We start from the raw sequence: 19,021 nt of genomic DNA, 5'->3' as shown, positions 1-19,021 counted from the left end.
TTAATCTTGAAACAGTATGACCATTTGTTCTTTGTTTTGACATAAGACAAAGGTAAACATTTTTAGAAGCTAAAGCGAGATGCACTAAAGTGCATAGTTTTAACTATATTTGAGACCAATAAATTTTTTGAGTAAGATCAATTGCTTTTTGCTTATACCTAAGTGCTAAATCATAATGTCCATGAGCCTCAAGTGCAATAGAACTTCCATTCACTAAATGAAAGAAATCATTCGAGTTTAAATCTTTCCCTAAAACTTGGAATTTAGAAACCAATTCTGGCACGTTTTTAACTTCAAATTTATTTAAAACTTCATTTATAAGAGGAGAATCTTTCTTTAAATGAGAAACTAACTTTGTGTATAAAGTATAAGTATGAATTCTAGTAGACGCAAAATCATACAACTCATTTATTAATGTAACTACTCTTTTATTATTTCCTCCTTTATAAATATAAGCATCAATTAAATGCTCTATAGTACTGTGATAGTAGGATGAATGTTCCGTTAATTCTTTATCTAACTGAAGGCTTTGCTCACTAACATCTATATATTCTTGTAGTTTTCTCTCTTCAATTAAAAAGTCTGATAAATGATACAAGAAAATAATTTGTAATTCTTTATCGTTTAATTTTTTTGCGGTTTCTAGGCCTTTTAAAACTAATTTCTTTCCATTTTCAGTGTCTTTCTGAATTAAATACATTACAATTTGATGCGTAGTAATTTTTGTTTTAGCTGCTAAAACTTCTATTTCAGAATCATTAAATTTATTTACATAATCATCTAATGTTGTTTGTATTTTAGATGCTTCATTTAAATCTCCTTCATCTCTTAATTTAGAAACTTGTGTCCATTTTATACTTACATAATCTAAATCTATTTTCTTTTTATTTATTGGTTCTTCCACAAAAGAGTTAATATAGTTGGAAACTTTCTTGTAATTTATGGAACGTCTGTTTCCAGTTCTTGAAGTAAAACGATAATATTCCGCATAAGAAACCTCTTTTTTAAAAACTATTTTTTCTAAAATTGATTTGTAGCTAGATTCTTTTAATTGTTTTAGATAATAATTAGTCGAATCTGTTTTTGTTTCTAAAATAAGTTCTTCTAATTTATGAGTAAAATTTTCTTGTGAAGCTCCTTCTGTTTGTGCTATAATATTAAAAATTGAAAAAAGAAGAATAATTTGAAGGATAAATTTCATGAAATAAGATTGAACCATAAAGTTAACCAAACAAACCGAATTAAAATAATTGAATGTTCTAAAAACAAAAAAGCTCAAACAAATAAATGTTTGAGCTTTTTTTAATTTTTAAAGTCTTAATTTTCTAAACTTCGAATGGAGTTATTGAAACATAAGATCTATTGTCTTTTTTCTTACGGAATTCTACAACACCGTCAACTCTTGCATGTAAAGTATGATCTTTACCCATGTAAACGTTTTCACCTGGATTGTGAGTTGTTCCTCTTTGACGAACAATGATGTTACCAGCAATTGCTGCTTGACCACCAAAAATCTTTACGCCTAAACGTTTCGATTCTGATTCTCTACCATTCTTCGAACTACCTACTCCTTTTTTATGTGCCATGATACTATGGTTTTAAAATTGAATTTTTTATTTAGTTAAAGCCTCTATTAATTCAGCTTTCTTTAAAGAAGTATATCCAGAGATACCTTGTTCTTTAGCAGCTGCTTTTAATTCTGCAACAGTCATAGAACTATAATCTGTTGTAGCTTCTTTTTTTACTTCAGCTTTAGGAGCAGCTACCTTTTTTGGAGCAGCTTCTTTTTTAACTGTTTTTTTAGCACCAGATGCAGCAATAGATTCAATTTGAATCTCGCTTAAATACTGTCTGTGTCCATTTTTCTTTTGGTAACCTTTTCTTCTTTTCTTTTTGAAGACGATTACTTTATCACCTTTTAAGTGACTTAAAATTTTGGCCGTTACTGAGGCTCCTTCTATAGCTGGGGCGCCAATTGTTACACTTCCTGCGTTGTCTAGTAAAAGAACGTTATCAAAAGTTACTTTTGATCCTTCTTCTCCTTGTAAACGATGAACGTATACTTTTTGGTCTTTTGCTACTTTAAACTGCTGCCCTGCTATCTCTACGATTGCGTACATACTATTTGTTTTGCGTATTTATACTAATTATTTTGCATTAACCTAATGAAAATGCGGGTGCAAATATACTTATTTTTTAGTATTGTACAATCTTTAATACAAAAATAATTCAATCAAAATCAATAGTATAAAGTAATTTTTAACTTTATTCTTGCTTAAAATCTTGCTACTTTTTTGGTGTACTTATATATTTGTTAAGCTTTTTTGTAACAAGTTATACGAATCAGCGTCACATTAAACATCAATTATTAACTAAATAAAAATCAATGAAAAACAGTATTTTATCTCTTGCTTCAGCATTGTTATTTGTGGTTTCTGCAAATGCACAAAAGGTGGAGTTTGAAGAGTACAAATTAGATAACGGAATGCATGTAATATTGCACCAAGACAAATCCGCACCAGTTATTATAACATCTGTAATGTATGGTGTAGGTGGTAAAGATGGTAGTAGAGAAAGAACTGGGTTTGCCCATTTCTTTGAACATTTATTGTTTGAAGGAACAGAAAACATAGGTAGAGGAGAATGGATGAAAATTGTATCTTCTAATGGTGGTAGAATGAGTGGTACAACATCACAAGACAGAACTTACTATTATGAAGTATTTCCTTCTAACAAATTAGAATTAGGTTTATGGATGGAATCTGAACGTTTATTACACCCAATTATTAAACAAGAAGGTGTTGATACTCAAAATGAAATTGTAAAAGAAGAAAAAAGAGAACGCACAAGAGCATATTCTAATATTTTAGCTGAAATTTCTAAAAATATATTTAAAGTGCATCCATATAAAGACCCTAATGTTGGGTATATGGAACATTTAGATGCGGCAACTTTAGAAGAGTTTTTAGCTTTTAATAAAAAATATTATGTACCAAATAATGCAACTTTAGTTGTTGCAGGTGATATTGATTTTACTTCTGCTAAAAAAATGATAAAAGATTACTTTGGCCCAATACCAAGAGGAGCAGATGTAGTTAGAAATTTCCCTAAAGAAAAACCAATTACCAAAGAGTTTAGAGCAACTTCTTATGATGAAAACATTCAAATACCAGCTGTAGTTGCTGCCTATAGAACGCCATCTTTTAAAGCTAGAGATTCTAAAGTTTTAGATATGATTTCTACGTATTTAAGTGGTGGAAAAAGCTCTGTTTTATACAAAAAGATGGTAGATACTAAAAAACAAGCTTTAGCTGTGCAAGCAGTAAATGTTAGTCAACAAGATTATGGTATTTACGCATTATTCTCTCTTCCTTTAGGAAAAGTAACTTTAGATGAGTTAGTAAAAGAAATGGACGAAGAAATTGTAAAAATTCAAACAAATTTAATTTCAGAAAGAGCATTTCAGAAAATTCAGAATCAATTTGAAAATAGATATGTTAATTCTAACTCTAGTGTTGTTGGTATTGCAAATTCTTTAGCAAGATACCATGTAATGTATGGAGATACTAATTTAATTAATTCGGAAATAGATATTTATAGATCTGTTACTCGTGAAGAAATTAGAGCTGTTGCCAAGAAATACTTAAATACAAATCAGAGATTAATATTAGAATATTTACCTAAGAAAAAATAATATAAAAGATGAAGACAAAAATTTTATCAATATTAGCAATTATAACAATGTCTTTTAGCGTAACTGCGCAAATAGACAGAAGTAAGATGCCTACTCCAGGACCAGATCCTGTTGTAAAACTAGGTAATGCAGAAAAATTTACTTTAGATAACGGACTAACTGTAATTATGGTAGAAAACCACAAATTACCAAGAGTTGCAGCAACTTTAAGAATGGACAACCAACCTTATGTTGAAGGAAGTATTGCTGGAGTATCTGGAATGATGGGAAGTTTATTAGGTAGAGGAACAACGAACATTACAAAAGATGAGTTCAATGAAAAAGTAGATTTTTTAGGAGCAAGTATTAACTTTTTTAGCACAGGAGCTTCGGCTAGATCATTAAAAAAATACTTTCCAGAAGTATTAGGTTTAATGGCAGATGGAGTAAAAAACTCACAGTTTTCTCAAGAAGAATTTGACAAAGAGAAACAAGTAACTATAGAAAGTTTAAAGTCTCAAGAGAAAGATATTCCTGCAATTGCAGCTAGAGTTGAAAGTATTTTAGTGTATGGTAAAAATCATCCTTATGGAGAATTTACAAGTAATAAAACAGTTAGTAATATTACTTTAGATGATGTTAAAAATAACTTTAATACGTATTACAAACCTAACAACGGGTATTTAATAATTGTTGGAGATATTAAACCAACGGAAACTAAAAAATTAGTAAAAAGTTTATTTTCTGATTGGAAAAAAGGAGAAATTCCTGTTTCTAGTTTTCCTAAACCAAAAAATGTTTCTACTACAGAAATTAACTTTGTAAACATGTCTAATGCAAATCAGTCTGAAATTTCAATTGTAAACAGCATCGATTTAACTTTAGGAGACAAAGATTATTATGCTTCATTATTAGCTAATAAGATTCTTGGCGGCGGTGGTTCTGCAAGACTTTTTAACAACTTAAGAGAAGATAAAAAATACACTTATGGCTCTTACTCTAGAGTTAATCAAAGTAGACAAACTGGTGTTTTTAAAGCAACAGCAAGTGTTAGAAACATAGTTACAGATAGCTCTGTTGTTGAAATACAAAAAGAAATAAACAGAATACGTTACCAAAAGGTGACTGAAAAAGAATTACAAGACGCTAAAGAAGAATATATTGGTGGTTTTGTAATGGACGTTCAAAAGCCTGCAACAGCTGCTAACTATGCTTTAAACATTGCGCTTTATCATTTACCAGAAGATTTTTATGCTAACTATATTAAAAATATTAATTCTGTTACTGTAGACGATGTTCAAAACGCAGCAATTAAATACTTTAGAGGAAATAAAGCTAGAATAATGGTTACTGGTAAAGGAATTGATGTTCTTAAGAATTTAGAAAAAACAGATTATGTAATAAACTATTTTGATAAAGAAGGAAATGCAACCGTTAAACCACCAATGACATTACCTATTCCTAATGGAATGACGGCTAAATCTGTTGTAAATAAATATATTGAAGCAATTGGTGGTAAGGATAAAGTAATGGCAGTTAAAACCACTATGATGGTGGCAAATGCAACAATACAAGGAACACCGTTAGTTATGACACTAAAAGCATCAGCCCCAAATAAAACTTCGCAAGAAATTTCTGTTATGGGTAATACAATGCAAAAAACTATTTTTGATGGCATAAAAGGATATACAGAGGCAAGAGGTCAAAAAACAGAAATGTCTACTGAAAAAATTACGGAAGCAAAAAATGAAAATGCTATTTTTAGTGATCTAGAATATTCGTCTGGTAAATTAGTACGAATTGAGCCTATAGATGGTAAAAATGCTATTGTTTTAGAATACAATAATTCTGAATTTTTCTATGACATTAAATCTGGTTTAAAAATAAAAGAAGTAAGTAACGAAAAAGGACCAAATGGGAAAGAAATAAAAGTACCAACTTTTTTCTCTGACTACAAGGAAGTAAACGGAATTAAATTTCCACATACTATTAGTAAAAAAATGGGTCCAATGGAATTAAGCTTCGTTATTAAAGAAATTAAAATAAACAAAGGAGTATCTGATGCTGATTTTAAATAAATTTAAAAGAAGTTAGAAAATAGGTAAAAGAGTCAAGATTTAATTCTTGGCTCTTTTTTTATTTTTGATACTAATTTACTTCTTCTTATTCACCAAATAAACGCCAAGCAGAATAATGGTTCCTGCAAATATTTGAATTGGACCTAATCTCTCTCCATCTAAAACACCCAAAAAAACAGCAACAATTGGTATTAAATAAGTTACCGAAGAAGCAAAAATTGGCGAAGCCAAATGCACCATTTTATTGTAAAATACTTTTGCGATTCCTGTTCCTAAAACAGCTAAAATGGTAATATAACCCAAAGCAGTTAGCTTTGTTTCTGTATACTCAAATGTGTTAAAAAAATCTGTAAAATACAATACTACAAATGAAGGAATAACTAACAACAAAAAATTACCCGCTACAATACTTAATGCACTAATATCATGTAAATGTTTTTTTACAATATTTACATTAAAAGCATATCCAATAGAAGCAATAATAACCAATATAGAAAACCAGTAATTTTGATTTGGATTTAAATCTGCTCCTTTTAAAATCAACAAAACTGTACCTAATAAGCCAATAATAATTCCAAATAATTGTTGCTTTTTAAAAGTAAAACCAAACGCTAAAGCTCCAACAATAAATGTATTAAAAGGTGTTAGTGAGTTTAATATTGAAGCAATAGAACTATCAATACCGTTTACTGCATACGCAAATAAAAAGACTGGAAAAAAAGTACCTAAAAGTGCTGTTGAAATTATATGTTTATAATGTCTTTTCTTAATTTCTTTTAAACTCTTAAAGCCAATTAATAATAAAAATAAACTTGCAATAAGTACGCGCAAAGCACCTAATTGAATTGGAGTTAAACCTATTAATGCTTTTTTCATCAAAATAAAAGAACTTCCCCAAACTATAGAAAGTAAAATTAAATAAAGCCACTTTTTCTGCTGAATGTTCATTTTTATAGAAATATTTAGCAAAAGTCCGACAAATCTTTAGATATCAATCTTAATATTGATAAATTTGCAGTATAATTTAATCACTAAATATTATGACAACTAAAAAAATATTATTTTCAATTGTAATTGCTTGTTTTATTTTAACAGGATGTAAAGAAAGCAAAACAGTAAAAACCGATGTAAAAAAAGAAACTGTTGCGTTGGCTATTTCTGGAATGACTTGTGAGATTGGATGTGCAAAAACAATTCAATCTAAATTATCTAAAAAAGAAGGTGTTTTAGATGCAAAAGTTGTCTTTACTGATAGTATTGCAAATATAGAGTTTGATGCAAATACAACTTCTAAAAAAGATTTAATTGCTTTTGTAGATGGTATTGCTGGTGGAGATTTATACAAAGCTTCAGAATGCACAACCTCAACTAAAACTAAAGAACATGTTTGCTCTGATGCTTGTAAAGAAAAATGCGAACATAAAATGACTGATAAAAAAGAATGCAAAGAAGACTGTAAAATGGCTTGTTGTAAAGATATAAAATCATAGATTTTTTAAATTACCTTTCTTTTTAAAAAATAAAAAAGACCAACTTTAAATTAAGATGGGCTTTTTTTTTTAATTTTTTAATGTTCCATTAACATTAAGTTAACATGGTTGGCGGTTATTTGTAGCGACAAAAACTAATAATTATGAAATTATCAATACTACAAAATGTAGTAACTGTAATTTGTATTTCTGCTTTTTTAAACGTGAATGCACAAGAAACCAATGCACCACAGTTTGGTAAAGGATTATTTAATTTAGTAGGAAAAGACAGTACTTTTTCTATGAAAATTGGATTAAGATTTCAATCACTTGCAACTTCTTCCTGGGATGCTAGTAATGGACTATCTAATCATGAAGCATCTATGCTAATTAGACGATCTCGTCTAAAGTTCGATGGTTTTGCTTTTTCACCAAAATTAAAATACAAATTAGAATTAGGTTTATCCAACAGAGATCAATCCGGAGCTTCAAAATACACACACAACGCACCAAGATATATTTTAGACGCAGTTTTAAAATGGAATTTCTCTGGAGATTTTGTTTTATGGTTTGGTCAAACAAAATTACCAGGAAATAGAGAGCGTGTTATTTCTTCTGCAAACTTGCAACAAGTAGACAGGTCTTTGTTAAATAGCAGGTTTACTATTGATAGAGATTTTGGAATTCAAGTAAGACATCATTTTAATCTTACAGACACCTTTTTAGTAAAAGAAATTTTTTCTATTGCACAAGGAGAAGGAAGAAACATTACTACAGGAAATATTGGTGGTCATCAATACACAACTAGAGTTGAATTATTGCCTTTCGGAAATTTTGCAAGTAAAGGAGATTATAAAGGAAGTGATTTAAAATTTGAACAAAACCCAAAATTAGCTTTTGGTTTTGCTTATGATTTTAATAACCATGCAGCAAAAACTAGAAGTAACCAAGGTTCTTATATGGCAAATAATACAGGTGGTTTTTATACCACAAATATTTCTACACTCTTTATTGATGCTATGTATAAACATAAAGGTTTTTCTTTTATGGCAGAATACGCTAGTAGAGACGCAAAAGATGCTTTTGCAAAAAACTCTGATGGAACTGCTTTATTAGATAGTGATGGAGATCAAATGATTGTACAAATTGGTAATGGTTTAAATTTACAAACAGGTTATTTACTTTCTAAAACGGTTGAAGTTTCAGCTCGCTACACAAACATCTCTTTAGATAAGAGTATTACAGGAAAAGGCACCGAAAATCAATATACTTTAGGTTTGTCTAAATACATTGCTGGTCATAGTTTAAAAGTACAAACAGATTTAAGCTATACAGATATTGGTTTTAAGACCAATCAACTGTTATATAGATTACAAGTAGATATTCATTTTTAAAATACATTAAAATAACATAACCGTAACATTCACATCTATTTGTAGTTGTAAGTTTGTAAAACAAAAATTAAATTAACAAAATGGGAGATCCATATATTTTAATGTTAGTCGCTTTAGCTGTCTTAGCTATTGTAGATTTAGTAGTAGGAGTTAGTAATGATGCTGTAAACTTTTTAAATTCAGCAATTGGCTCAAAAGCAATATCAGTTAGAAATATTATGATAATTGCTAGTTTAGGTGTATTCTTTGGAGCAATTACTTCTAGTGGAATGATGGAAGTTGCACGTAAAGGGATTTTTAACCCTAATATGTTTATGTTCCAAGACATTATGTTCATTTTTATGGCAGTAATGATTACAGATATTCTATTATTAGATATCTTTAATTCACTTGGAATGCCAACCTCAACTACCGTTTCTATTGTATTTGAATTATTAGGAGCTGCGGTTTGTATTTCATTAATTAAAATATCTGCAAACGATTCTCAATCAATTTCTGATATTTGGAACTACATCAACCATAAAAAAGCGTTAGAAATTATAAACGGAATTTTATTATCTGTAGTAGTTGCTTTTTCTGTTGGAGCATTAGTTCAGTTTGCTTCTAGGTTAATTTATTCTTTCAATTTCGAAAAAAGAGCAAGTTATATTAGTGCTTTATTCGGTGGTTTTGCAATTACTGCAATTACATACTTTATCATTATTAAAGGAATGAAAGGAACTCCTTGGTATAAAGACATTAAGTATTTAATTGAAGGAAATACGGTATTAATTATTTTTGGAAGTTTTGTGGCTTGGAGTTTAATATCTCAAGCATTAATAAGTTTCTTTAAAGTAAATGTTCTTAAATTAATTATTGGAGTTGGAACATTCTCATTAGCAATGGCATTTTCTGGTAACGATTTGGTAAACTTTGTTGGTGTACCAATTGCAGCCTGGAATTCTTACGAAGCCTGGAGTGTTTCTGGAGTTTCTGCTGATACATTTTCAATGGGAATTTTAGCTAAAAAAGTACCTTCTAATGTTTGGTTGCTTTTATTAGCAGGAGCAATTATGGTAGTTACTTTATGGACATCTAGTAAAGCACAGAATGTAATTAAAACTGGTATCGATTTATCTAGACAAGGAGAAGGACATGAGAAGTTTCAACCAAATCCATTATCTAGAGTTGTAGTAAGAGCTGCAATGGGAATTAATGCTGGAATTAGTATGATTGTTCCTAAAAAGACACTTGCTTTTATAGATACTAAATTTCAGAAACCAGTAATTGAATTACCAAAAGATAAAACGTACGAAATGCCTGCGTTTGATATGGTTAGAGCATCAGTAAACTTAATTGTTGCTGGTATTTTAATATCTATAGCAACATCGATGAAATTACCATTATCAACTACTTATGTAACATTTATGGTTGCAATGGGAACATCTTTAGCAGATAGAGCTTGGGGGCGTGAAAGTGCAGTGTATAGAGTTGCAGGAGTTATTAATGTAGTTGGAGGTTGGTTCTTAACAGCAATTACCGCATTTTTTGCAGCAGCAATTGTAGCATATTTAATAAGCTGGCATATTGTTATGATTCCTATTTTATTAGCGTTAGTTGCGTTTTTAATTGGAAGAAATACATTAATTCATAAAAAAAAATCGAAAGAAGTTAAGAAACAAGTTTATATCGAAAGATCAGAATTAATTACGATAAATGGAGTAATTGAAGAAAGTGCAGATCATATTACTGAGGTTGCAACTCGTGTAAATAAATTATACACGAATGTTGTAAACGATTTAGCGAATCACGATTTAAATAAATTACGTAAAACAGATAAACACGTTGGTAAGTTAAATGATGAGATAGACGGATTAAAAGACGGTGTTTTCTACTTTATTAAATCACTAGATGAAACTTCTGTTGAAGCAAGTAGATTTTACATTATGGTGCTAGGATATTTACAAGATGTAGCACAATCTATTAGCTATATTTCTAGAGCTAGTTACAAACACGTAAATAACAATCATAAAAACCTTAAGAAAGGTCAATTAAAAGATTTAAAAACAATAGATAACCAATTAACAGAATTGTTAAGTAAGGTTGCAGATGTTTTTGAAAACAGAGATTTTGACAATTTAGAAGATATTTTAGTAAGAAAACAAGTATTAATAAATGATGTTTCTACTTCTATTGAAAAACAAGTTGCAAGAATTAGAACTGATGAAACAAGTCCTAAAAACACAACTTTATACTTTAGTGTATTACTAGAAACTAAAGATTTAATTGGTGCTTTAATTAACTTACTTCAAACATATGAGGAGTTTCATTTAAGTACAAAACAAATAGAGGAATAATAATTACAATTATTATAAAAACAAAAAACCATGAAGCTTTTCATGGTTTTTTTTGTTCTTATTTTTTTATAAAACTTCTAAAACCAAAACCCTAAATTAAATAACCAGTGACTTTTGTTTGTATCTGGAGACCAACTATATTTAATTTCTATTGGCCCAATAAACGAGTCATAACTATAACCAAGAGCATAACCAGATTTAATACTACTAAATATATCTATATCTTTAAAAACATTACTTTCTAGTCTTGCATAATTTGCTATTACAGAAAAATAATGGCTATCTCCTACTCTATATCTAACATCAAATTCTGACTTTAAAAATGAATTGTTAGATAATTCTGCAAAATCATAACCATAAAAAGAAACAAAAGTATTTACGTAGTTTTGATTGTAACCTCCTAAATAAAAATTAAATATATTAGAATTCGTATTTCCTAAAGAAAAACCAGCTTCGTTTGTATTTTGAAATGTAAATCGATCACTAAAAGTAGTTGCAAAACCAATAGTTCCTTTAGCTTGAGAAAACACTTTAAAATCATTATTATAATCCGATGAAGCGATGTACCATTTAAAATTCAAATCTGCAAAATATCCTTTAGTTGCAAAATATTTTTTATCGTAAGTATCGAGTTTTAAATAACCAAAAGCATTAAAATAATTACTTTTATCGATAACTAAACCCTTGTTATTAATAGTTACAGTTTCTGTTGATGCATTAATATTTTTATGTTCTAAACCTAAACCTAAAGCAAATTTTCTTTCGAAAGTAGTTTGAACAAAGAACTGATTTGTAATATCTGTATATTTTAAATTGATACTATTAATTGTAGGAAATTGAGAAACTACTGGCTCATATTTAGAGTTGGCTCTAAAATGATTGTATCTAGATTTAAAACCATAACTTACATAAAAACCATTATCTACAAAGTAATTTAAATCGTACCTTAAATTATCCCCAAGAACTACATCCAAAGAAAATAAATCATTATTAATTAATAACCGCTTCTGATTATAGTTTGCTAAAATTCCAGATTTATATAAGTTATCATAATGAACTCCTATTTTTACAGAAGCATTGTCATTAGATTCTTTTAAAGAAAAAGTTAACTGATATCCTTTACCCTTATTTTTTATGATGTTATAATGAATGGTTTCATGATTTTTTGTTGCTGAAAGCAAGTAAATCTTCTCTGTTATTTCTCTTCTAGAAATGCTATCGCCAACTTTAATGTTTAGTTTTCCAAGAATAAAAGCACGTGAATACTTTTCTAATCCTTTAATCTCTATTTTAGAAATGTATCTTTTCTTTGTATCTCTTTCAATACTTATTTTTGGTTTTCTTTTAATTTGTTTTGCAGCTAATTCTTTAAAAACTTCTTTAAATTTAACAGCTTCAATTTCCCCTTTTTGTAAAATTTCCTCTTTTTCATCAAAACTTACAACATTGTATCCTTTAATTTCTGGATGAATAAATACATCTAGCTTTTCTTTTTCTTTATCTGTTTTTTTATACATCTGATAACTTACTATCTGACTCATAATATCTAAAACAGAATTTAGTTTTTCTTTTTGATTTAATTCACCTTCCACATCTACTCCTATAATAATATCTACACCTTTAGATTTCATTATAGTAACAGGAAAATTATTTGCAACTCCTCCATCAACCAACAATTTACCCTTTAAAGTAACAGGGTTTAATAAGGTAGGAAAAGAACTACTTGCTCTTAAAGACAAAGGTAAAGAACCATTTTCTAACAAAACAGCTTCTCCATTTTCAATATTTGTAGCAATGCAAAAAAAAGGAATAGGGAGTTTTGTAAAATCTGTAATACCTTCTACAGAATCTAACAACTCTAACAATAAATTTAAAACATTCTGACCTTTAGAAACAGCACGTGGCAAACCTATAGAGCCATTTTTAACAGGTAAGGTTACCATTGTTTTTTCTCCAAATTCTTTTTCGAAAAAAGTTTCTGAACTTCTTGGTAATTTATCTTGTAATAAAGAAACGAAATCGGTTTCTAGGATAATTTTTTCTATTTGTTCACCAGAATAGCCAACGGCATATAAACCACCTACAATTGCGCCCATACTTGTTCCTCCAATATAATCTATCTGTAAACCTGCTTTATCAATTTCTTTTAAAACACCAATATGTGCAAATCCTTTTGCACCACCACCACTTAACACCAAACCTACTTTTGGTTGTTTTTGTTGTGCATTAATACTGAATGAAATAAGAATAAATAGGAGAAATAACTTTATTTTCATACTTCTTTTTTGTGATAAAAATTATAAACTTTCATGGCTCTAGAATGCCCAATTGCTGTTTTTAAATCTTCTAATGAAGCTTCTTTAACTCTTTTTGCCGATTTAAATTTAAGCAATAAAGTTGTAATCGTCTGTTTACCAACATTCTGAATTTGCTCTAGTTCAGATTTTATGGCACTTTTACTTCGTTTATTTCTATGAAATGTAATACCGAATCTGTGCGCTTCGTTTCTTAAATACTGGGTAATCTTTAAAGTTTCAGATTTTTTATCTAAATATAAAGGAATAGGATCATCTGGATAATAAATTTCTTCCAATCGTTTTGCAATACCAATAATTGCAATTTTTCCTCTTAAACCTAAATCTTCTAAAGCTTTTAAACCAGAAGACAATTGTCCTTTTCCTCCATCTACAATAATTAACTGTGGCAAAGATTGTTCTTCATCTAACAACCGCTTGTACCTTCTAAAAACCACCTCTTCCATAGAACCAAAATCATCTGGCCCAACAACTGTTTTTATATTGTAATGCCTATAGTCTTTTTTACTTGGTTTTCCATCTTTAAAAACCACACAAGCAGCAACAGGGTGCGTTCCTTGAATGTTCGAATTATCGAAACATTCTATATGTCTTGGTTCTACAGAAAGGCGTAAATCTTTTTTCATTTGCGCCATAATTCTTTTTACATGCCTATCTGGATCAACAATTTTTATTTGCTTAAACTGCTCCATTCTAAAATACTTTGCATTCCTTTCAGAAAGCTCAACAATGCGTTTTTTGTCACCTAATTTTGGAACAGTAACTTTTAATTCTTCACCCAAATCTACTTTAAAAGGAACATATAGTTCTGGCGATTGAGAATCGAAACGTTGTCTAATTTCAACAATAAACAATTCTAACATTTCTTTATCCGTTTCGTCTAATTTCTTTTTAATTTCTGTGGTATGAGATTGTATAATAGACCCATTAGAAATCTTTAAAAAATTTGCATAACCGTGTGTTTCATCAGAAATAATAGAAAAAACATCTACATTGTTAATAGACGGATTTATAATAGTAGATTTTGACTGATAGTTACTTAATAAATTGAGTTTTTCTTTAATTTTTTGAGCTTCTTCAAAGTCCATGTTTTCAGCATAACGCAGCATCATTTCATTGAATTTTTCTAGACTTTCTTTAAAATTCCCTTTAATAATATTTTTAATTTCTTTGATAGAGTTATTATAGTTTGCTTCTGTTTCTAACCCTTCACAAGCACCTTTACAATTTTTAAGATGATACTCTAAACAGACTTTATATTTGCCTTCATTTATATTTTGCTGACTTAAATCGAACTTACAAGTTCTTAATGGATACAACTCTTTTATTAAGTCTAATAAAACTCTAACCGTTCTTACAGAAGTGTAAGGTCCAAAATATTCTGAACCATCTTTTATAACTCTACGTGTCATAAAAATTCTTGGAAAACGTTCTTTTTTTATACACAACCAAGGGTAACTTTTATCGTCTTTTAATAAAATATTATACCGTGGTTTGTATTTTTTAATTAAATTATTTTCTAATAATAAAGCATCCGTTTCCGTCTCTACAACAATGTGTTTTATGTGTACTATTTTTTTTACTAAAACACGTGTTTTACCATTTTCATGATTTTTATTAAAGTAAGAAGTAACTCTCTTTTTTAGATTTTTTGCCTTACCAACATAGATAATTACGTCATTTTTATCGAAATATTGATATACACCAGGTTCATTTGGTAACGTTTTAACTTGTAAATCTAAAGGTGTTGACATAGAACGAAAATACACATTTTTACAATACTTGTTGTAGTAAATTTCTTAAAAAACACATTAAAGAACAGGTAAAAACACCTGTTTTTAAGCTAAATTTTGAGTATTAATACGATACTTTAAACTATTTTATATATTTTTAGTGCTTAACCAAACTTATTTATAAACTTAAATTAAAAACGATGAACAACAATGTAAACGCAATTCCGTTAACAACAGCTCAAAACTGGGTGAAAAGATGGAGAGATGAAGAATCTTCTTACAACACTCATAATGAGTGCTTTGCTTTCAACATCCCTTTAATAGATTTACAAGAAGTAATAAACGAAAAAGGAGTGGCAAGTATTAGAGGCTATTTAGGTGTTGATGAAAACAACGTAGAAAAATTATTAATTGTAGGTGTAAACGCACAAGGTAAAGATATGATTACTATACCAAAATCAGATTTAAGAGCTATTGGCGATGGTGGTGATATTTATGACTTTTCTGAACCATGTCCGTCTGTTTGTGATGACGATAGCCCTATAAATGGTGGTTAAGAATATACTAGAAAGTTGTCATTTAAATGACAACTTTCTAGTTCTAACCAAAAATTTAATTCATTTTTTGTTTAAAATTATATCTATATTATTATATTTCAATTTATTTAAAACATTAGATGGATACTATTTTTTTATTACGTAAAAGCATTATCTATTCAGGATATTGGGTTTTATTAATAAATGTTATTTTATACAGCATTTATTATAAAAAAAAACCAATTACATATAAGTATATCTATTTCTATTTAATTTTAAGTTTAGTTATTCAATTTATAAGTTCATACCTTGCTTCAAAAAAAATTAACAACTTATTTTACTTCCATATATTCAATATTGGTCAATTTATTTTAATCTCTTTATTATTTATAAATATTTTAAAAAGTAAAATTTTAAAGATCATCTTAAAGTATAGCCTCTTTATTATTCCTTTTTTTCTAATTACATTTTTTATTTTAAATCCAAAATCATTACTAGCCTTTAACATTGTAGAAATTTTAATGTGTTCAATACCATTAATTATTTCTAGTTTTATTTTTTTTGTAGAAAAAATAGATTCTAAAAATAGAAAGTTCATCTATTTTAATTCAGGTTTTTTCTTATACCTAATTTGTAGCACTTTGTTATTTTCAGCAGGTAATTTACACGTTAAAACTTTAGGGTTATTGTGGTTGTTAAATTCTTTCATTTACTTGTTTTACCAAATCTTAATTTTTGTAGAATGGTATAAAAATTTTAGAAAACCAGGGATTTTACCTCAAAATTAGTGATTTTATCAATAAAAAAGAACCCCGTATAAACCCCCGATTTTAAGCAAACTCTTTATTAGCATGAGATAAACCGCTATCTTTACTATAACAATATTTTTCCGTAAATTCGTTTTGACTTTTCAAAACCCCTAAATGGAAGAATTCTTTACTCAAGAAAACCAAGTGATAGCTATAGTTCTAATAGGTGTATTATTACTCCTTTTAATGGGAGTTGCGTTGCTACTATTCTTCTTCTTCTCAAGAAAAAAAATAGTGGAAAAAGAATTGGAGAAAAAGAATTTAGAAATAGATCATCAAAAAGAGATGATTAAATCTATAATTGTTACTCAAGAAAAAGAACGCAAACGTATTGCCCAAGACTTACATGATGATATTAGCTCTAAACTAAACGTAATTAACTTAAATGCTAATCTTCTAAAAGATGGTGAATTAAGTGCAGAAGAATACACAATTGTTAATGATAGTATTCTAGAAGCTACAGACAAAACATTAAAAAGCGCCAGAAAAATTGCGCACAATTTACTACCGCCTATTTTAGAAAAATTTGGTTTAAAAGCTGCGCTAGAAGAACTTACAGATTCTTTTAATAACAGTAGAAAAATTAACATCCAATATAATTTAGAGTACCCGAAAGGATATTTAAAACCAGAAAAAGAACTACACATATTTAGAATTGTACAAGAGTTAATTAACAATTCGGTAAGACATGGTAAGGCTAAAAAAAGTTTTCTAGATATTACTCCTAAAAATAAAAATTTACTTTTTATGTATTCAGACAATGGTGTAGGTTTTAATCCTGAAGATAAAAATCATCAAAAAGGATTAGGAATGAAAAACATAGAAAGTAGAGTTGCTTTATTAGAAGGTAATTATAGTATAGAAAGTAAAAAAGGCAAAGGTTTTAAAATTATTATCACTGTTATAAATCCCCATAGATGAAAAAAATTAATATAGTAATTGCAGACGATGAACAACTTTTTAGAAGCGGAATTCATTTTTTATTAGCAAGAGAACAAAACTTCAATATTATTTTTGAAGCTGAAAACGGTAAAGAATTAATAGACTTTATAGCAAATACAGAAGAGTTTCCTGATGTTATTTTAATGGATTTAAAAATGCCAGAAATGAATGGTGTTGAAGCTACTAAAGTGATTCATAAAACGCATCCAGATATAAAAATAATTGCCTTAACAAGTTATGATGGAAAATCTTTTATAACCAATATGATAGATGTTGGTGCTTCTTCTTATCTTTTGAAAAACACAAGTCCTAAAATGGTAGTTCATACCATAAATGAAGTGTATGAAAAAGGTTTTTATTATGATGAAAAAGTATTAAAAATTATACATGAAAATATTATATCATCTAGTGGAAAACGTATAAAAAGCGATTTAGATAAAAAATTACTTTCTAAAAGAGAAATAGATGTTTTAGAGTTAATTTGTGAGCAATGTACTACTTCAGAAATTGCAGAAAAACTTTTTATAAGTCCAAGAACAGTAGAAGGTCATAGAAATAATCTTCTTCTAAAAACACAATCTAAAAATGTTGCAGGCTTGGTTATTTATGGTATTCAAAAAAAATTAGTAGAAATTACACCAGATTTTAACTTATAGTTGCGTTTAACTCAATCAAAAGGGTATAAATACTTAATAAATAAGTATTTATACCCTTTTTTATTTTTACGAATTTGTTCTCTAAACCAAATTGAATGTTAGGTATACATTTGGAAAGTGCTTAATGCACAAACTAAACTTATTAACTTAAAAATTTTATATTATGGACGATTTCATAGGAATCATTAAATTATTTGCTGGAAACTTTGCACCAAGACAGTGGGCTTTTTGCCAAGGACAATTATTAGCAATAAACCAAAACACAGCTTTATTTTCAATCTTAGGAACCACTTATGGTGGAGATGGTAGAACTACTTTTGGTTTACCAGATTTACGTAGTAGAGTTCCTGTTGGAACTGGTCATGGGCCAGGATTAAGCACACGTATTTTAGGAGAAAAAGTTGGTGTAGAATACAATATTTTAAACCAAACACAATTACCAAATCATACGCATGCTGCTAGTGGTAAAACCGTAGCTACTTCTGTAAATATAACATCAGATTTAATGGCGAGTTCTTCTGAAGCGACAATGCACACCCCAACAGCAGGAGCTTCTTTAGCTGCTAGTAATGAAGTTAATGGCAGAGGAACAGATCCTACTCAATCGTATAATACTGCCACTCCAGATATTACTTTAAATGGTTTATCTTCTAGCGCTGTATCAATAATTCCTGCTATAGATGTAAATGTTACAGTAAATCCTACAGGAGGAAGTGCAGCTGTTAACAACATACAACCATCTTTAGGGATGAATTATATTATATGCATGCAAGGTATTTTCCCACCAAGAAGTTAATTTGTTTTAATATAAATATTAAAAAGTCAGATTTAAAACCTGGCTTTTTAATTCCAATATTTCCTTTTTTATTCATTTTAAGAATATCAACTTTAGAATTAAATACATATTCTTTGGCAAAAAAAGAATATCCTCTTTCAATTTCAATTTTTTTCTGAACTAAACCACTATGGACTAAAGTCCATAGGTTTTTAAATCTGACTAAAGTCAGGTGTACGAAAACAAACGTGCTTACTCAAGGATAAAATTATCATTATCATTACTCGATTTACGATGATGTTCTA

At 28.7% G+C, this 19,021-nt stretch carries 15 protein-coding genes; 9 read left to right on the top strand and 6 right to left on the bottom strand.

The genetic code is table 11. From position 1 onward, the window contains the following. Positions 1-103: 103 nt before the first annotated feature. The 3 genes from V3V28_RS03045 to rplU form a co-directional block, all read right to left on the bottom strand. Positions 104-1,201 carry a hypothetical protein gene (locus tag V3V28_RS03045; RefSeq protein ID WP_331363554.1) on the bottom strand — a complete coding sequence of 366 codons (1,098 nt, stop codon included), beginning with the start codon at positions 1,199-1,201 and terminating at the stop codon, positions 104-106. Between the two features lie 124 nt (positions 1,202-1,325). Next, complete coding sequence (gene rpmA, locus V3V28_RS03040; protein WP_331363553.1) at positions 1,326-1,586, bottom strand: 50S ribosomal protein L27; 261 nt, start codon at positions 1,584-1,586, stop codon at positions 1,326-1,328. Positions 1,587-1,613: 27 nt separating this feature from the next. Further along, positions 1,614-2,120 carry a 50S ribosomal protein L21 gene (gene rplU, locus V3V28_RS03035; protein WP_331363552.1) on the bottom strand — a complete coding sequence of 169 codons (507 nt, stop codon included), beginning with the start codon at positions 2,118-2,120 and terminating at the stop codon, positions 1,614-1,616. 266 nt (positions 2,121-2,386) lie between these two features. Between rplU and V3V28_RS03030 the strand changes: the two genes are divergently transcribed. Together V3V28_RS03030 and V3V28_RS03025 are read left to right on the top strand one after the other, a co-directional pair. Then, positions 2,387-3,694, top strand: coding sequence for a M16 family metallopeptidase (locus V3V28_RS03030; RefSeq protein WP_331363551.1), 1,308 nt, complete (start codon positions 2,387-2,389; stop codon positions 3,692-3,694). Between the two features lie 8 nt (positions 3,695-3,702). After that, the gene (locus tag V3V28_RS03025; RefSeq protein ID WP_331363550.1) at positions 3,703-5,751 is read left to right on the top strand and encodes a M16 family metallopeptidase; all 2,049 of its coding nucleotides are present in this window, start codon (positions 3,703-3,705) and stop codon (positions 5,749-5,751) included. Between the two features lie 75 nt (positions 5,752-5,826). Here V3V28_RS03025 and V3V28_RS03020 read toward each other — a convergent pair whose 3' ends face one another. Continuing rightward, positions 5,827-6,699 carry a DMT family transporter gene (locus V3V28_RS03020; protein ID WP_331363549.1) on the bottom strand — a complete coding sequence of 291 codons (873 nt, stop codon included), beginning with the start codon at positions 6,697-6,699 and terminating at the stop codon, positions 5,827-5,829. Between the two features lie 92 nt (positions 6,700-6,791). Here V3V28_RS03020 and V3V28_RS03015 point away from each other — a divergent pair, with 92 nt between their 5' ends. The 3 genes from V3V28_RS03015 (at position 6,792) to V3V28_RS03005 (ending at position 10,950) form a co-directional block, all read left to right on the top strand. Next, the gene (locus tag V3V28_RS03015; RefSeq protein ID WP_331363548.1) at positions 6,792-7,241 is read left to right on the top strand and encodes a heavy metal-associated domain-containing protein; all 450 of its coding nucleotides are present in this window, start codon (positions 6,792-6,794) and stop codon (positions 7,239-7,241) included. A 143-nt stretch (positions 7,242-7,384) separates the two neighbouring features. Further along, entirely contained in the window at positions 7,385-8,614 is a 1,230-nt protein-coding gene (locus V3V28_RS03010) for a porin (protein ID WP_331363547.1), read from the top strand. An 80-nt stretch (positions 8,615-8,694) separates the two neighbouring features. Next, positions 8,695-10,950, top strand: coding sequence for an inorganic phosphate transporter (locus tag V3V28_RS03005; protein ID WP_331363546.1), 2,256 nt, complete (start codon positions 8,695-8,697; stop codon positions 10,948-10,950). Between the two features lie 77 nt (positions 10,951-11,027). On the opposite strand, the gene V3V28_RS03000 is transcribed toward V3V28_RS03005, so the two are convergent. Beyond that, a complete protein-coding gene (locus V3V28_RS03000) occupies positions 11,028-13,226 on the bottom strand; it encodes a patatin-like phospholipase family protein (RefSeq protein ID WP_331363545.1) in 2,199 nt (732 codons plus the stop codon). Further along, entirely contained in the window at positions 13,223-15,019 is a 1,797-nt protein-coding gene (gene uvrC, locus V3V28_RS02995) for an excinuclease ABC subunit UvrC (RefSeq protein WP_331363544.1), read from the bottom strand. The genes V3V28_RS03000 and uvrC overlap by 4 nt, the downstream gene beginning before the upstream one ends. 179 nt (positions 15,020-15,198) lie before the next feature. On the opposite strand from uvrC, the gene V3V28_RS02990 reads away from it, so the two are divergent. The 4 genes from V3V28_RS02990 (at position 15,199) to V3V28_RS02975 (ending at position 18,737) form a co-directional block, all read left to right on the top strand. Beyond that, positions 15,199-15,555 (top strand): hypothetical protein, encoded by a 357-nt coding sequence (locus tag V3V28_RS02990; protein ID WP_331363543.1) that lies wholly within the window; start codon positions 15,199-15,201, stop codon positions 15,553-15,555. Between the two features lie 902 nt (positions 15,556-16,457). Next, on the top strand, positions 16,458-17,264 hold the full coding sequence (locus tag V3V28_RS02985) for a sensor histidine kinase (protein WP_331363542.1): 807 nt from the start codon (positions 16,458-16,460) through the stop codon (positions 17,262-17,264). Beyond that, positions 17,261-17,941 (top strand): response regulator transcription factor, encoded by a 681-nt coding sequence (locus V3V28_RS02980; protein WP_331363541.1) that lies wholly within the window; start codon positions 17,261-17,263, stop codon positions 17,939-17,941. Before V3V28_RS02985 ends, V3V28_RS02980 begins: the two co-directional genes overlap by 4 nt. Before the next feature lie 163 nt (positions 17,942-18,104). Then, entirely contained in the window at positions 18,105-18,737 is a 633-nt protein-coding gene (locus tag V3V28_RS02975; RefSeq protein WP_331363540.1) for a phage tail protein, read from the top strand. Positions 18,738-19,021: the final 284 nt, after the last annotated feature.

The sequence above is a fragment of the Polaribacter sp. genome (assembly GCF_036480315.1).
GTDB lineage: Bacteria > Bacteroidota > Bacteroidia > Flavobacteriales > Flavobacteriaceae > Polaribacter.
This window is presented reverse-complemented; position numbering and strand designations above follow the sequence as displayed.

Excerpts from the sequence above, each read along its gene's own strand:
- V3V28_RS03000 (WP_331363545.1), bottom strand. The coding sequence starts at position 13,226 with ATGAAAATAAAGTTATTTCTCCTATTTATTCTTATTTCATTCAGTATT.
- V3V28_RS03005 (WP_331363546.1), top strand. The coding sequence starts at position 8,695 with ATGGGAGATCCATATATTTTAATGTTAGTCGCTTTAGCTGTCTTAGCT.
- rplU (WP_331363552.1), bottom strand. The coding sequence starts at position 2,120 with ATGTACGCAATCGTAGAGATAGCAGGGCAGCAGTTTAAAGTAGCAAAA.
- uvrC (WP_331363544.1), bottom strand. The coding sequence starts at position 15,019 with ATGTCAACACCTTTAGATTTACAAGTTAAAACGTTACCAAATGAACCT.
- V3V28_RS03030 (WP_331363551.1), top strand. The coding sequence starts at position 2,387 with ATGAAAAACAGTATTTTATCTCTTGCTTCAGCATTGTTATTTGTGGTT.
- V3V28_RS02980 (WP_331363541.1), top strand. The coding sequence starts at position 17,261 with ATGAAAAAAATTAATATAGTAATTGCAGACGATGAACAACTTTTTAGA.
- V3V28_RS03020 (WP_331363549.1), bottom strand. The coding sequence starts at position 6,699 with ATGAACATTCAGCAGAAAAAGTGGCTTTATTTAATTTTACTTTCTATA.
- V3V28_RS02985 (WP_331363542.1), top strand. The coding sequence starts at position 16,458 with ATGGAAGAATTCTTTACTCAAGAAAACCAAGTGATAGCTATAGTTCTA.
- V3V28_RS03010 (WP_331363547.1), top strand. The coding sequence starts at position 7,385 with ATGAAATTATCAATACTACAAAATGTAGTAACTGTAATTTGTATTTCT.
- rpmA (WP_331363553.1), bottom strand. The coding sequence starts at position 1,586 with ATGGCACATAAAAAAGGAGTAGGTAGTTCGAAGAATGGTAGAGAATCA.
- V3V28_RS03015 (WP_331363548.1), top strand. The coding sequence starts at position 6,792 with ATGACAACTAAAAAAATATTATTTTCAATTGTAATTGCTTGTTTTATT.
- V3V28_RS03025 (WP_331363550.1), top strand. The coding sequence starts at position 3,703 with ATGAAGACAAAAATTTTATCAATATTAGCAATTATAACAATGTCTTTT.
- V3V28_RS02990 (WP_331363543.1), top strand. The coding sequence starts at position 15,199 with ATGAACAACAATGTAAACGCAATTCCGTTAACAACAGCTCAAAACTGG.
- V3V28_RS02975 (WP_331363540.1), top strand. The coding sequence starts at position 18,105 with ATGGACGATTTCATAGGAATCATTAAATTATTTGCTGGAAACTTTGCA.
- V3V28_RS03045 (WP_331363554.1), bottom strand. The coding sequence starts at position 1,201 with ATGAAATTTATCCTTCAAATTATTCTTCTTTTTTCAATTTTTAATATT.